At 72.6% G+C, this 13,809-nt stretch carries 14 protein-coding genes and 1 pseudogene; 4 read left to right on the top strand and 11 right to left on the bottom strand.

Features of this window, described 5'->3' with window-relative positions; translation table 11 throughout:
- The coding region (locus GRC12_RS19740; RefSeq protein WP_208780634.1) for an ROK family protein at window positions 1-708 on the bottom strand (708 nt) is incomplete at its 3' end.
- A 35-nt stretch (window positions 709-743) separates the two neighbouring features.
- Between GRC12_RS19740 and GRC12_RS19735 the strand changes: the two are divergent.
- Window positions 744-1,355: pseudogene (locus tag GRC12_RS19735) on the top strand (ABC transporter permease).
- Between the two features lie 41 nt (window positions 1,356-1,396).
- Window positions 1,397-1,810 (top strand): hypothetical protein, encoded by a 414-nt coding sequence (locus GRC12_RS19730; protein WP_208780633.1) that lies wholly within the window; start codon window positions 1,397-1,399, stop codon window positions 1,808-1,810.
- 6 nt (window positions 1,811-1,816) lie between these two features.
- Here GRC12_RS19730 and mug read toward each other — a convergent pair whose 3' ends face one another.
- The 8 genes from mug to GRC12_RS19690 form a co-directional block, all read right to left on the bottom strand.
- Window positions 1,817-2,362, bottom strand: a complete 546-nt coding sequence (gene mug, locus GRC12_RS19725; protein WP_208780635.1) for a G/U mismatch-specific DNA glycosylase — start codon at window positions 2,360-2,362, stop codon at window positions 1,817-1,819.
- The gene (gene purB, locus GRC12_RS19720; RefSeq protein WP_208780632.1) at window positions 2,359-3,801 is read right to left on the bottom strand and encodes an adenylosuccinate lyase; all 1,443 of its coding nucleotides are present in this window, start codon (window positions 3,799-3,801) and stop codon (window positions 2,359-2,361) included. The genes mug and purB overlap by 4 nt, the downstream gene beginning before the upstream one ends.
- Window positions 3,802-4,096: 295 nt before the next feature.
- Window positions 4,097-4,879 carry an SGNH/GDSL hydrolase family protein gene (locus GRC12_RS19715; RefSeq protein WP_208780631.1) on the bottom strand — a complete coding sequence of 261 codons (783 nt, stop codon included), beginning with the start codon at window positions 4,877-4,879 and terminating at the stop codon, window positions 4,097-4,099.
- A gap of 63 nt (window positions 4,880-4,942) precedes the next feature.
- On the bottom strand, window positions 4,943-5,956 hold the full coding sequence (locus GRC12_RS19710; RefSeq protein ID WP_208780630.1) for a hemolysin family protein: 1,014 nt from the start codon (window positions 5,954-5,956) through the stop codon (window positions 4,943-4,945).
- The gene (locus GRC12_RS19705; protein ID WP_208780629.1) at window positions 5,953-7,296 is read right to left on the bottom strand and encodes a hemolysin family protein; all 1,344 of its coding nucleotides are present in this window, start codon (window positions 7,294-7,296) and stop codon (window positions 5,953-5,955) included. The genes GRC12_RS19710 and GRC12_RS19705 overlap by 4 nt, the downstream gene beginning before the upstream one ends.
- Window positions 7,297-7,473: 177 nt before the next feature.
- Window positions 7,474-7,899, bottom strand: a complete 426-nt coding sequence (locus GRC12_RS19700; RefSeq protein ID WP_208780628.1) for a GNAT family N-acetyltransferase — start codon at window positions 7,897-7,899, stop codon at window positions 7,474-7,476.
- Between the two features lie 155 nt (window positions 7,900-8,054).
- On the bottom strand, window positions 8,055-10,622 hold the full coding sequence (locus GRC12_RS19695; RefSeq protein WP_208780627.1) for an ABC transporter permease: 2,568 nt from the start codon (window positions 10,620-10,622) through the stop codon (window positions 8,055-8,057).
- 4 nt (window positions 10,623-10,626) lie between these two features.
- The gene (locus tag GRC12_RS19690) at window positions 10,627-11,451 is read right to left on the bottom strand and encodes an ABC transporter ATP-binding protein (protein ID WP_208780626.1); all 825 of its coding nucleotides are present in this window, start codon (window positions 11,449-11,451) and stop codon (window positions 10,627-10,629) included.
- Window positions 11,452-11,656: 205 nt separating this feature from the next.
- On the opposite strand from GRC12_RS19690, the gene GRC12_RS19685 reads away from it, so the two are divergent.
- Together GRC12_RS19685 and GRC12_RS19680 are read left to right on the top strand one after the other, a co-directional pair.
- Window positions 11,657-11,896, top strand: a complete 240-nt coding sequence (locus GRC12_RS19685) for a toxin-antitoxin system HicB family antitoxin (RefSeq protein ID WP_133047585.1) — start codon at window positions 11,657-11,659, stop codon at window positions 11,894-11,896.
- 4 nt (window positions 11,897-11,900) lie between these two features.
- Complete coding sequence (locus tag GRC12_RS19680) at window positions 11,901-12,275, top strand: fic family toxin-antitoxin system, toxin component (protein ID WP_208780625.1); 375 nt, start codon at window positions 11,901-11,903, stop codon at window positions 12,273-12,275.
- On the opposite strand, the gene GRC12_RS19675 is transcribed toward GRC12_RS19680, so the two are convergent.
- Window positions 12,276-12,983, bottom strand: a complete 708-nt coding sequence (locus GRC12_RS19675) for a class I SAM-dependent methyltransferase (protein ID WP_208780624.1) — start codon at window positions 12,981-12,983, stop codon at window positions 12,276-12,278. It abuts the gene before it with no gap.
- 102 nt (window positions 12,984-13,085) lie between these two features.
- Complete coding sequence (gene bioD / locus GRC12_RS19670) at window positions 13,086-13,808, bottom strand: dethiobiotin synthase (RefSeq protein ID WP_208780623.1); 723 nt, start codon at window positions 13,806-13,808, stop codon at window positions 13,086-13,088.
- Window position 13,809: the final 1 nt, after the last annotated feature.

The raw sequence follows: 13,809 nt of genomic DNA, 5'->3' as shown, positions 1-13,809 counted from the left end.
GTGCAGCTGCCCCCCGATCAGCGAACCGGCCCCCGGGCTCAGCCCCGCCAGCACGAACACCACGTCGTCGGACTCGGTGGCCGCCCCCTTCCAGTGCTCGGCGACCGCCGCCGCGTTCGCGTCGTTCTCCACCAGCACCGGACACTTGAAGGACCGGCTCAGCCGCTCCCCGAGGTGCAGCCCCGTCCACTCGGGCAGCGCGGCAGACAGCCGTACCGTGCCGTCGCCCTCGACGATCCCCGGTGAGGCGACGCCCACCGCCCGCAGCGAACTGCGCGGCACCCCCGCCCGCCGCAGCAGCTCGGCCACCGCTGTACGCAGCCGCTCCAGACGCTCGTCGGCGGGCGCCGACTCGTCGACGTCCTTCGAGACCGCGCCCAGCACCCGCCCGTCCAGGTCGGCGAGGAGCGCCGCCACGCGATGGGAACCGATGTCCAGGCCCAGCAGATGTCCCGCCTCGGCCCGGAAACGGAACCTGCGCGCGGGCCGCCCCTGACGCCGGATCACGCTCTCGTCCGGGGCCTTCTCGACGACGTACCCGGCCTCGATCAGCCCTTCGACGACGCCCTCGACGGTCGGACGGGACAACCCGGTCACCCGGGTGATCTCGGTGAGCGTCGCGCAGTCCGTGGCGCGCAGCGCGTGCAGCACCACCGCGGAGTTGATCCTTCGCAGCAGCGAGGGATCCCCGCCGGTCAGCCGCCCCACGGTCCGTCCTCCCAGCTCGTGCGCGTGTTGGCCGGATGGTACTCGTCACGGCGGAACCCGGCGAGTGCCGGTGTCCCACGGGGCCCGTCAGCCCGACGCCCGTGCTCCATTCGGAGTGGCTGAAGATCCGTACGCTCCGGTCGCTCGTCGCCGCCCTGTGCGCGGTCCTGCCGCCTTCCGGGGCGGCGCGCTGCACGCCACGCTGGCCGCGGTGCCGTGGCGGGGACGGTGGTTCGCGGCCAAGGCGGTCGCCGTCGCCGTTCCCGTGCTGGGGGTGGGGCTGGTCACCGGTGGTGTGAGCCTTGCGGTCGGGGAGGCGGCGCTGGGGGCGGAGGCGGACGGGCTGACGTGGAGCGAAGAGGTGCGCGGAGTCGTCGGCTGTGCTGGCGGCCGGACTGACCGCCGTGCTGCGCAGCGGTGTCGCGACACTGAGCGTCCTGATCCCGTTCCTGCTCATCGTCTCGTTCGTGGTCGGGGACATGTCCGGCACGGTGGCGGACGTCCTCCCGGACCGGGCGGGCCAGGCGGTCCTCCACGCCGACGGCGGCGGTCTCCTCGGACCGTGGGGCGGGCCGGCGGTGACGGCGTTGTGGGCGACGGCCGCGCTGGTGGCGGGAGCGTGGGGCGTTCGACGCCGGGACGCCTGACGCCTCACCAATTGTCAGTGGTGACGGCGATACTGGATCACATGGACATCGTGAGGGACCTCGCCGTGCTCGACCTGCTGTGTGTCCGGGACTTCCCCACGGAACACGGCAGGACGGAGGTGGGGTGCGGCGGGCCCGGATACTTCGTGGTCCCGTTAGGGCCGGGCACCTGGCCGAGCCCGGAGGACCTGTACGCCTACGAGGTGGCGATGATCCAGCGGCTGAACGAACGGCTGGGCAGCAACAAGCGCTGGGGAGCCACGACGCTCAGGGAACGCCTCATACGCGGCGAGGAGATAGCCCCGCCGTGGGCGAAGCTCGGCGTGCTGGCGGACGACCTGCGCACCTGGCCGGCCGGCCGGACCGGGCGCTGGATCACCCTGACCGTCTCCGACCGGGAGGATGCCGACGCGGCCCGACTGCTCGCCGCGGTCACCGACACCGAAGGGCCCTGACCCCGGCTACCCCTCCGCCGCCGCCCGGAGCCTCGCGAACTCCTCGGCCATCGTCTGCGCCGTCCAATGCGCGTTGAGCCCGCTCGGATTCGGCAGCACCCACACGCGCGTGTCCCCGATCACCCGGTCCTGCGGCCCCACTTGGGCCTTGCGGTCGTCGAAGGCCGCCCGGTACGCGGTCACCCCCACCACCGCCAGCCAACGGGGCCTCAGCCGCGCCACCTTCAGCGCCAACTGCCGCCCGCCCTCCCGGTACTCCTCCGCGCTCAGCTCGTCCGCCCGCGCGGTCGCCCGCGCCACGACGTTCGTGATGCCGAGCCCGTACGACAGCAACTCCCCCTGCTCCGCGGGCTTCAGCAGCCGGGGCGTGAAGCCCGACAGGTGCAGCACCGGCCAGAAGCGGTTGCCGGGGCGGGCGAAGTGATGGCCCGTCGCCGCCGTCATCAGACCGGGGTTGATGCCGCAGAACAGGACATGGAGGCCGTCCGCGACCACGTCCGGGACGAGACGGTCGCGCGCGGCCTCCAATTCCTCCTGGGTGAAGCGGGTCAGAGGATCGCCCCCGGCGTGTAGCCCGCGGCCTCCGGGTGCTGCTTGACGATCTCCTCGACGCGGCCGACGACCGCGGCGACCTGGGCGGCCGCGGCGCCGGTGAAGGACAGCTTGTCGGCCATCAGCGCGTCCAGCTGGGCGCGGTCGAGGGGAATGCGCTCGTCGGCGGCCAGCTTGTCGAGCAGTTCGTTGCGCTCGGCGCCCCGCTCGCGCATCGCCAGCGCGGAGGCGACGGCGTTCTCCTTGATGGCCTCGTGCGCGACCTCGCGGCCCACACCGGCACGCACCGCGCCCATGAGGACCTTGGTCGTGGCGAGGAAGGGAAGGTAGCGGTCCAGCTCGCGCGCGACCACCGCCGGGAACGCGCCGAACTCGTCCAGGACCGTCAGGAACGTCTCCAGCAGCCCGTCCAGCGCGAAGAAGGCGTCCGGCAGGGCCACCCGGCGCACCACCGAGCAGGAGACGTCTCCCTCGTTCCACTGGTCGCCCGCCAGCTCCCCGGTCATGGAGGCGTAGCCGCGCAGGACGACCATGAGGCCGTTGACGCGCTCGCAGGACCGCGTGTTCATCTTGTGCGGCATCGCGGAGGAGCCGACCTGGCCCGGCTTGAAGCCCTCGGTCACCAGCTCGTGCCCGGCCATCAGCCGGATCGTCTTGGCCAGCGAGGAGGGAGCGGCGGCCAGCTGGACGAGAGCGGTGACGACCTCGTAGTCCAGTGAGCGCGGGTAGACCTGGCCGACCGAGGTGAACGCCTGCGAGAAGCCGAGGTGTCCGGCGATCCGGTTCTCCAGCTCGGCGAGCTTGGCCGCGTCGCCGCCCAGCAGGTCCAGCATGTCCTGCGCCGTGCCGACCGGGCCCTTGATGCCGCGCAGCGGGTAGCGGCCCAGCAGCTCCTCGACCCTGCCGTACGCCACGAGCAGTTCGTCGGCGGCCGTCGCGAACCGCTTGCCCAGCGTGGTCGCCTGCGCGGCGACGTTGTGCGAACGGCCGGCCATGACCAGCTCGCCGTACTCGCCGGCCAGCTTGCCCAGACGGGCGAGGACGGCCACGGTGCGGTCGCGCATCAGCTCCAGCGACAGCCGGATCTGCAGCTGCTCCACGTTCTCCGTGAGGTCGCGGGAGGTCATGCCCTTGTGCACGTGCTCGTGCCCGGCGAGGTCGTTGAACTCCTCGATCCGCGCCTTCACGTCGTGCCGCGTGACCTTCTCGCGCTCGGCGACGGAGGCCAGGTCGACGGTGTCGAGGACGCGCTCGTAGTCGGCGATCGCCGCGTCCGGCACCTCGATGCCGAGGTCCTTCTGGGCCCGCAGCACGGCGAGCCAGAGCTGCCGCTCCAGCTTCACCTTCTGCTCGGGCGACCAGAGCGTGGCGAGCTCGGCGGAGGCGTAGCGTCCGGCGAGGACGTTCGGGATGCGGGGCTTGGCGGGAGCGGAAGTCACGTGGATGGATTCTACTGGCGATTCGTGCAGGCCAGCGCCGCGGATGCCTTCGGCGGAACCTACGAGACCTGGGTCACGCCCGTGGTCCCCCCGGGGGGTGGACACAGGGCGCCGCGGGTGGAGGGATTCGGCCCCGCCCCTCACCCGTCCGTTTCCCCAGGGACTGCCGTCCCTTCGGCCCACCGGGGCTCCGCCCCGGACCCCGTTCGGCCCTCAACGGGCCTCGTCCTCAAACGCCGGACGGGCTGAGAGGTACTGGGCGCCTGAGTCCGATGCCGCGTGTCGCCGGGCGAAGCTACGCCAGCGGGCCCTCGTAGGGCAGCAGGTCCGGGCGCTTGGCGGGGCGGCCGTCGCCCGAGGAGCGGCCCGTCAGGCGGCGGCCGATCCACGGCAGCAGGTGCTGCCGGGCGAACCGCGCGTCCGCGATGCGCCGGGCGAGCCAGCCCGGCGGCACGGTGGCCGGAATCGGCGTGCGCCACTCGGTGTCCTCGGGGTCGTAGCCGAGCCGCTGCCAGACCGCCTCGGCGACCCTGCGGTGCCCCTCGGCCGTCAGGTGCAGCCGGTCCACGTCCCACAGCCGCGGATCGCTCAGCGAGGGTGCCCCGTACAGGTCGACGACCAGGGCGCCGTGCCGTGCGGCCAACTCGTCGACCGTGGCGAACAGCTCCTCCATGCGCGGCCGGAACCGGTCGAGGACCGGGCCCTGCCGGCCGGGGCTGCGCATGAGCACCAGCTGCTCGCAGGACGGCGCCAGCTTCTCCACCGCCTCCGTCAGCAGCCCCCGCACCCGGCCCATGTCGCACTTGGGCCGCAGGGTGTCGTTGAGCCCGCCGACCAGGGTGATCACATCGGGCCGCATGGCAGCCGCCACGTCGACCTGCTCCTCGACGATCTGCCCGATCAGCTTGCCGCGCACGGCGAGGTTGGCGTACCGGAAACCGGGGGTCACGGCGGCCATCCGGCCGGCCAGGAGGTCGGCCCAGCCCCGGTAGGAGCCGTCCGGGAGGAGGTCCGACATGCCCTCGGTGAAGGAGTCGCCGACCGCGACGAGGCTGGTGTACGTGGGGTTCTTCTGCATGGCGGATGAGATGGTAACCCGCTTGCCATACCCGCCGGTCGGTCGGCCTCCCGGTGCCCGCGGTCAGGCGGGCTGTCCGAACAGCTCCCGCAGCACGTCCTCCATGGTCACCAGCCCCTCCAGCCGCCCGTCGTCGCCGAGCACGGCGGCGAGATGCGTACGGCTGCCGCGCATCGCGGTGAGGACGTCGTCCAGCGGGGTGGCCGCCCGCACGCGCGCGATGGGCCGCATGTCCCGCACCCGGAACGGCACGTCCCGGCCGGCGGCGTCCAGGGCGTCCTTGACATGCAGATAGCCGGTGATCCGGCGGCCCTCGTCGACGACCGGGAAGCGCGAGAATCCCGACTCGGCCGACAGCCGCTCCAGCTCCTCCGGAGTGACCCCCACGCGCGCGTAGACGACGCGTTCCAGCGGCAGGACGACATCGCGCACCGGACGCCTGCCCAGTTCCAGGGCGTCGTTCAGCCGCTCCAGCGCACGGTCGTCGATCAGACCCGCCTCGCCCGAGTCCCGCACGATGCGGGCCAGTTCGGCGTCCGAGAAGGTCGCCGCGACCTCGTCCCTGGCCTCCACCCGCAGCAGCCTCAGCAGGGCGTTGGCGAAGGCGTTGACCGTGAAGATCACCGGACGCAGGGCGCGGGACAGGGCGACCAGCGGCGGCCCGAGCAGCAGCGCGCTGCGCACCGGCTCGGCGAGCGCGACGTTCTTCGGCACCATCTCGCCGAGCAGCATGTGCAGATAGGTCGCCAGGGTCAGCGCGATCACGAAGGACACCGCGTGCCCCGCGCCCTTGGACACGCCCACGGCGTGGAACACCGGCTCCAGCAGATGCGCGATGGCCGGCTCGGCGACGACGCCGAGGACCAGGGTGCACAGCGTGATGCCGAGCTGGGCCGCCGCCAGCAGCGCGGACACGTGCTCCAGGCCCCACAGCACGCTCCTGGCCCGCCGGTCGCCGTCCTCGGCGTGCGGTTCGATCTGGCTGCGGCGCACCGAGATCAGCGCGAACTCGGCGCCGACGAAGAAGGCGTTGACGACGAGCGTCAGCAGGCCGATCAGCAGCTGTACGGCGGTCACTTCCCACCCTCCTCGACGGTCCGGCCGGCGCTGTCGTCGAACGGCGCGTGCATCAGCACCCGCGCGGCCCGGCGCCCCGAGGCGTCCACCACGTCCAGCCGCCATCCGGCGACGTCGACGGTGTCGCCGGTGGCCGGGATGCGGCCGAGCTCGCTCGCGACAAGGCCGGCCAGCGTCTCGTACGGTCCCTCGGGCGCCCGGAGTCCGACCCGGGCGAGCTGGTCGACGCGGGCGGAGCCGTCGGCCGAGTACAGGGCCCGGCCGTCGTCGTCGCTGCCCGCCGGGGCGAGGTCGGGTGTCTCGTGCGGGTCGTGCTCGTCGCGGACCTCGCCGACGACCTCCTCGACGATGTCCTCCAGGGTGGCCACGCCAGCGGTGCCGCCGTACTCGTCGATCACCACGGCCATGGTCCGCTTGCCGGACAGCCGGTCCAGCAGCCGGTCGACGGTGAGCGTCTCCGGGACGAGCAGCGGCTCGCGCATGATCTCGGAGACGGGTACGCGCAGACGACGGTCGGCGGGTATCGCCAGCACGTCCTTGATGTGCGCGGTGCCGACGACCGAGTCGAGGCCGCCGCGGTGGACGGGGAAGCGGGACAGTCCGGTCGCGCGGGTCGCGTTGGCCACGTCCTCGCAGGTGGCCTGGGCGTCCAGGGCGATGACCTGCACGCGCGGGGTCATCACGTTCTCCGCCGTCAGGTCGGCGAGGTTCAGTGTCCGTACGAACAGCTCCGCGGTGTCCGCCTCCAGGGCCCCTTCCCGCGCGGAGTGCCGGGCCAGCGCGGCCAGCTCCTGGGGGCCGCGCGCCGAGGCCAGCTCCTCGGCGGGCTCCAGGCCGAAGCGGCGCACCACGCGGTTGGCCGTGTTGTTGAGGTGGGTGATGAAGGGCCGGAAGGCCGCGCTGAACCAGCGCTGGGCGTTGCCCACCCGCTTGGCCATGGCCAGCGGCGAGGAGATGGCCCAGTTCTTCGGCACCAGCTCACCGACGACCATCAGGAACACGGTCGACAGGGCCGTGCCGAGCACCAGGGCGATCGAGTCGGCCGCGGAGCGCGACAGGCCCAGCGCCTCGATCGGGCCGGCGATCAGTTCGGCGATGGACGGTTCGGCGAGCATGCCGACGACCAGGTTGGTGACGGTGATGCCGAGCTGGGCGCCGGAGAGCTGGAACGTCAGGTTCCGTACGGCCTTCAGGGCGCCCGAGGCGCCCCGCTCGCCGCGCTCTACGGCCCGCTCCAGTTCGCCCCGCTCGACCGTGGTCAGGGAGAACTCGGCCGCGACGAAGGCGCCGCAGGCGAGCGAGAGCAGGATCGCCACCAGCAGCAGGAGCACTTCGGTCATCGGGTCACCTCCGTCCCATCGTCGGGCAGGGCGGGGAGGATCGCGCGATGTCGGACACTGCGCGTGCTACTGGGGGGCTCGCCCATGGGCGGACGCTCACACCTTTCATGCAGGACCGGGTGGTCCCCGATGCGGGGACCGAAGGGTCCTCCCATGGTAAAGGATGGGCAAAGTGCGTCAGTCGGTGAAGGGCTTCACCCAGCGCCGCCACTGCTCCTGCGGCTCGTACCCGGCGGCGCGCCAGGCGTGGTGCGCCGTCTCGTTGCGGACCAGCACCATCGCGTCCCCGCGCCGCCCGCCGAGCCGTACGAACCGCTCCTCCGCCGCGGCCAGCAACGCCGAGCCGATGCCCTGCCGGCGCCGCCCCGGATGCACCGCCAGCCGGTACAGATGGCAGCGCCAGCCGTCGAAGCCCGCGATGACGGTCCCGACCAGTTCGCCGTCCTGCTCGGCCAGGATCAGCGCCTCGGGGTCACGGCCGACCAGCCGCTCCACGCCCTCCCGGTCGTCGCTGATGCTGGTGCCCTCGGCGGCCGTCTTCCAGAAGGCGAGGACGGTGTCGAGGTCGTCGGACGTCGCGGTTCGTGTCTGCGGCTCAGTCATACGGCGATCTCAGCACCGGCGGCCGGCCGGGACACGGAATTCCAGCATCCGGACGCTCGGCGCCCGCCTCGGGCACGACGGGGGGCCGATCATGCTGGTGCCGAAGCGGCACGTGCGGGGGATGGGATCTCCTCGTCTTCAGGACGGAGGCCCCCTCAGTCATGGGCGATGGCCGCCAGCACGTTCATGCGCGACGCTCGCAGCGCGGGCAGCAGGGCCGCCACGACACCCACCACCGCCGAGCCGATCACCACCGCGACGATCGTGCCCCAGGGGATCGCCAGCGCCTTCATGCCCTGCAGCGCCAGTACCTGCTGGGTGCACACCCCCCACACCAGACCGAGCGCGAGCCCGAGCACCGCGCCGAAGACCGCGATCACCACCGACTCCAGCCGGATCATCCGCCGCAACTGGCGCCGGGCGAGCCCGATGGCACGCAGCAGCCCGATCTCCCGGGTGCGCTCCACCACCGACAGGGCGAGGGTGTTGACCACGCCGAGCACCGCGATGATGATCGCCAGTCCGAGCAGCGCGTACACCAGGTAGAGCAGCACGGCGATCTGGTCGTGGATCAGCTTCTTGTAGTCGGCCTGGTCGCGGACCTGGACCTGCGGATAGGGCTTGAGCGCGGTCTCCAGGTTCTTGCGGAGCTGGTCGGCGCTGGTGCCGGCGGCCTTGTCGACGTAGAGCACGGTGTCCTGCCCGCCCGGCACGTACTTCTCCACCGTGGCGATGCCGAAGTACAGCCCGCCCTGGGTGCCGAACCCGCTGGAGCCCTCCTGGTTGGTCAGGGCGCCGACCCGGACCCGGGTGGTCTGCCGGCCGGGGAACTCGACGGGCAGCACGCTGCCCAGCCGTACGTGGTGGTCGCCCGCGAACTTCGCGTCCATGGCGATGGCGCCGTCGGCCAGCGCGGACGCCGTGTCGCCCCGGGTGTAGGTGATGTGCGCGACCTCGTCGAGGCTCTGGTCGAAGCCCGCGGCCGTCGTCTCGACCCGCTTGCCGTCCGGCAGCCGTACCGCGACGGCCGTGAAGCGCTCCCGGACGACGAGACGGACTCCGTCCGTCGCCCGTACCTTGTCGGTGATCTCCTGGTTGAACGGCATGAAGTTGCTGTTCTGCACCATGAAGTCGGCGCCGAGCGTCTTGTCGATCTGCCGGTCGAAGGACTTGGACATCGAGGCACTGGCCACCGACATCCCGCCCACCAGGGCGAGGCCCACCATGAGCGCTGCCGCGGTGGCGCCGGTACGGCGGGGGTTGCGCAGGGCGTTGCGCTGGCTCATACGGCCGACCGAGCCGAACAGCGCGGGGAAGGCCCCGCCCAGCACCCGGATCATCGGCCGGACCAGGAGCGGTCCGGCGATCACGGTCGCGATGAGCGTCAGGACCACGCCGAGCCCCAGCAGGGAGGCCGCCGAGGCGGTCTTCGAGGACGCGGCGCAGCCCGCCAGCGCGGCCACCCCGAGCACCCCGACGACGGACCCGGCCACGGCACGGACCTTCAGGGGACGCCCGAGGCCCGCCACTTCGGCGTCCGCCAGCGCCGCCATCGGGGACACACCGGCGGCGCGGCGGGCCGGGAGGTAGGCCGCGACGAAGGTGACGCCGACCCCGACGACGTACGCGGCGACCGGTGTCGCCCAGCCGACGACCATCTCGGCCGTCGTGAGGTTCATCCCGAAGGTGCCCATCAGCTTGATCAGCCCGGCGGCGAGCCCGATCCCGGCCGCCAGCCCCAGCGTCGAGCCGACCAGGCCCAGCAATACCGCCTCGGTGAGCACGGAGCGGCGCACCTGCCGCCGGTCGGCGCCCAGGGCGCGCAGCAGCCCGAGTTCGCGGGTGCGCTGGGCGATCAGCATGGAGAAGGTGTTGACGATCAGGAAGACGCCGACCAGGACCGCGATGCCCGCGAAGCCGAGCATCACGTACTTGATGACGTCGAGGAAGCCGCCCAGCTGCGCCGCCGAGGACTTGGCCTGCTCACCCGCCGTCCGCACGTCGTAGTCGCGGGTGCCGGTCACGGCGGTGACGCGCTGCTTGAGCTGGGGGTCGGTCACGCCCTTCGCGGCGAACACGGAGATGCTCGTGGCCCGGTCGGGGGAGCCGAGCAGCTTGTCGGCGGCCACCCGGGGGTCGAGGAAGACCAGGGCGGCGCCCGGGTTGGTGGTGGTGAAGGTGGCGATCCCGACGACCCGGACGCGGAAGGTGCCGGGCTGGGCCATCACGGTGAGCGGGTCGCCGATCCGCACGTGCCTCTTGTCGGCGGTGTCCGCGTCGAGCAGCGCCTCGCCCGCGCCGTGCGGGGCGTGACCGGAGGTCAGCCGCACGGGGCTGCGGTCGGTCAGGTACCAGTCCGTGGCGATGGTGGGTGCGCCGGTGGTGGGTCCCACCGACTTGTCGTGCCGGTCGACGATCGTGACGTTCTGGACGCCGACCTCCGCGTGGGTCGACCTGACCCCGTCGACCCGCGCCAGCCGCCGCGCCAGCTCGGCGGGCACGGTCCGGGTCTCACCGGTGGGCACGGAGGACTTCAGGTCCTCCTTGGGCGAGACGGTGACGTCGGCGGCGGTGGAGTGGAAGAGCCGGTCGAAGGTGCGGGTCACCGTGTCCGAGAAGATCAGGCTGCCCGCGACGAACGCCACGGACAGGATGATCGCGAGCGCCGAGAGCAGCAGCCGGCCCTTGTGCGCGAGGAAGCTCCGCAGGGTCGCCCTGAGCACCGGCCTACTCCCGTCCGTCCGTGTCCGCGCCCTCGTCCTTGTCGCCGAACTGGCTGCGGATGACGTCGAACCGCTTCATCCGCTCCAGTACGGCCTCCGCCGTGGGCCGCTCCATCTCGTCCACGATGCGTCCGTCGCCGAGGAAGAGCACCAGGTCGGAGTGGGCGGCGGCCCCCGGGTCGTGGGTGACCATGACGACGGTCTGCCCCAGCTCGTCGACGGCCTGGCGCAGGAAGGCGAGCACCTCCAGGCCGGCCCGTGAGTCCAGGTTGCCGGTCGGCTCGTCGGCGAAGATCAGCTCGGGTCGGGATGCCAGCGCCCGTGCGCAGGCCACCCGCTGCTGCTGGCCGCCGGACAGCTGCGAGGGCCGGTGCCTCAGCCGGTCCCGCAGCCCCAGGGTGTCGATGACCTGGTCCAGCCACTTCTCGTCCGGCTTCTTGCCGGCGATGTCCATGGGCAGGGTGATGTTCTCGGCCGCATTGAGCGTCGGGATGAGGTTGAACGACTGGAACATGAACCCGATCCGGTCCCGCCTGAGCCGGGTCAGCTCGCGCTCCTTCAGCCCCGTGATCTCGGTGTCACCGAGCCACACCTGACCCGCCGAGACCGTGTCCAGGCCCGCGAGGCAGTGCATCAGCGTGGACTTGCCGGAGCCCGAGGGGCCCATGACGGCGGTGAAGCGGCCGCGCGCGATGTCCACGTCCACCGAGTCCAGGGCCAGCACCGTCGTCTCGCCCGAGCCGTACGCCTTGGTCAGCCCGCGGGCGCGGGCCGCGATCCCGTCGGCCGGCGCCTGGCCGGGGGCGTGCTCCGCAGCAGATGTGGACAAGGCCGTCTCCTCCTCAGGACGTGCCGACTCCGGCGTCCCGGCCGAGCGTAGTGTGATCCCGCCCACACCCGGTATCCCCCTTGCGGTCGGGCCGGTCTCCACCCCAGGTCGGGCCCCCGATACCGGTGTAAGGGGCATCCTCCACCCTGGGCAGGAGGGGTCAGCGCCTCTTGCCGCGCTAGCGCCTGGGCGCTAGCGTCGAGATATGGCGAAGACGCAACTGAACGTGAGAGTGGACGAGGGCACGGCCCGCGCCGCCCGCGAGCGCGCCCTGGCCCGCGGGATGAGCGTCAACCGCTACATAGAGGAACTGGTCAGACAGGACACCGGCGAAGTGGGGCACACCTTCGTCGAGGCCGCGGCCGACTTCATGAAGCAGTACGAGTCGGTCTTCGCGGACGAGTTCGGCGGGGAGAACGAGGGCACGCGCGAAGGTCGCCGCTGATCCCTTGAGCGACCTCAGAATCGACCTCGCCTGGCTTCTCATGCTCGCCGAACAGAACACCCCGGGGGATCCCCAGGTCACCGACTGGGGCGCCCTCGTCGCGGCCGTCGCCCGCCACGAGGCGGAGATATTCGACGTGCCCGTCTACGACAGCCCGCACGCGCGCGCCGCCTCCCTGCTCCAACTCCTCATCCACGTCCCGGCGCTGGAGCGTTCCAACGCCCTGTTCGCCTCGGCCGTCGCCTACGCCTATCTCGTCGCCAGCGGTCTGAAGGTGGCCACCTCGCCCGTGCAGGTCCGCGAACTGGCCCGGCTGGTCAAGAGCGGCGAGGCGACGGTGTACGACATCGCCGCCGAGCTGCGTCAGTGGACCGTCTGATCACGTGTCCGCGGCCGCTTCTCCGGCCGCGGGCCGCCAGGCCGTGCCCAGCACGCAGTACGAGGTCGGCAGGGTCGGTCCGGACTCCGGCATCAGCAGCCGCCGGTAGGGGCCGAGTTCGAATCCGGCGGCGCGCAGGGCGGCGACCGGGTCGCGGGCGAGGTGACAGCCGCCGTTGAGCGGCGGCCACAGCGTGCGGTCCAGGAGCCGCTGGGTGAGGGCCATCGCCGGGCCGCCGCCCCGGCCGTGCTCGAAGAACCGCACGACTCCACCGGGCCGCAGCACCCGCCGCACCTCGCCCAGCGCCCGCGGCACGTCCCGCACGCTGCACAGCACCAGCGAGACCACCGCCGCGTCGAAGGCCTCGCTCTTGACCGGCAGCGCCTCCGCCGCGGCCGGCACGACGTCGACCGGCACCTCGGCGCGCAGGGCGTTCTCGACCGCCAACTGCCGCAGACTGCGCTCCGGTTCGAGGGCGACCACCTCCGACACCGTGCTCGGGTAGTGCGCGAAGTTGAGCCCGTTCCCCGCGCCGATCTCGATGACGCGGCCCGACAGCCCCGCCAGCAGCCGGTCACGGATCGCGCCCATCCCCATCCGGGTCTCGGCCGAGACACTGACCCGGGCGTAGTAGCGGGCGAACCACGGGTGGTGCACGGGATCCCGGGCCGCCTTCACGGAGCCGGAGCCGGGGGACCGTAGCGGCATGGGGACCTCCTCCGCGGGACGGGCCTTAGGGCGATTGTCCCCCGAACGGGCCCCGCGCACCCCCCTGTGGCGGGTCACCGGACGAAGTCGCGGACCCGACCCCTACGGCTGGGGTGCCTCCCGGGTCCGGAACGCCTCCGCGTCCCAGGTGCCGTCCAGCCGTGACGCGAGCCAACCTGGTGCCTGCCGGCGGAAGTCCGCCGGGGCGAGGGAGCCGGCGCCCATGGGGAGGGCACCCAGCAGCGGGGCTCCGGCGACGTCCGGCAGGTCGGTGATGTTGCAGCGCATCGCCAGATCGGGGGAGTCCGGCCAGCCTCCGATGACGACCCCCAGCAACTCCACGCTCCGGCGCCGCAGTTCACGCGCGGTCAGTTCCGTGGTGTTGAGGGTGCCGAGACCGGCCGTCGCCACCACCAGCACCGGCGCCCGCAGCAGTTGCGCCGCGTCCGCCAGGGTCCCGCCCTCCTCGTCGAACCGCACGAGCAGTCCGCCGGCGCCCTCCACGAGCACCAGATCGTGCTCGGCGGCCAGCTTGGCGGCGGCCTCGGCGACGTCCTGCGGACGCACCGGCGTCATCCCGGCCCGCCTCGCGGCCGTCGCCGGTGCCAGCGGCTCGGGAAAGCGGGCCAGTTCGGTCGCCGTGACGGCACCGGCGAGCCGCGCCACCTCGTCGGCGTCCCCGCGCTCGTCCGGCCGTACCCCCGTCTGCGCGGCCTTCAGCACCGCCACCGAGCGGCCGGCGGCGACCGCGGCGGCGGCGACCGCGGCCGTCGTGATCGTCTTGCCGACCTCGGTCCCCGTGCCCGTGATCACCAGTACCGGCATC

The organism is Streptomyces griseorubiginosus (genome assembly GCF_017614965.1).
Classification (GTDB): domain Bacteria; phylum Actinomycetota; class Actinomycetes; order Streptomycetales; family Streptomycetaceae; genus Streptomyces; species Streptomyces griseorubiginosus_B.
Note: the sequence above shows the minus strand (reverse complement) of the source record. Positions and strands in the feature narration are given on the sequence as shown.

Excerpts from the sequence above, each read along its gene's own strand:
- GRC12_RS19730 (WP_208780633.1), top strand. The coding sequence starts at position 1,397 with ATGGACATCGTGAGGGACCTCGCCGTGCTCGACCTGCTGTGTGTCCGG.
- GRC12_RS19715 (WP_208780631.1), bottom strand. The coding sequence starts at position 4,879 with ATGCAGAAGAACCCCACGTACACCAGCCTCGTCGCGGTCGGCGACTCC.
- GRC12_RS19705 (WP_208780629.1), bottom strand. The coding sequence starts at position 7,296 with ATGACCGAAGTGCTCCTGCTGCTGGTGGCGATCCTGCTCTCGCTCGCC.
- GRC12_RS19700 (WP_208780628.1), bottom strand. The coding sequence starts at position 7,899 with ATGACTGAGCCGCAGACACGAACCGCGACGTCCGACGACCTCGACACC.
- GRC12_RS19685 (WP_133047585.1), top strand. The coding sequence starts at position 11,657 with ATGGCGAAGACGCAACTGAACGTGAGAGTGGACGAGGGCACGGCCCGC.
- GRC12_RS19675 (WP_208780624.1), bottom strand. The coding sequence starts at position 12,983 with ATGCCGCTACGGTCCCCCGGCTCCGGCTCCGTGAAGGCGGCCCGGGAT.
- bioD (WP_208780623.1), bottom strand. The coding sequence starts at position 13,808 with ATGCCGGTACTGGTGATCACGGGCACGGGGACCGAGGTCGGCAAGACG.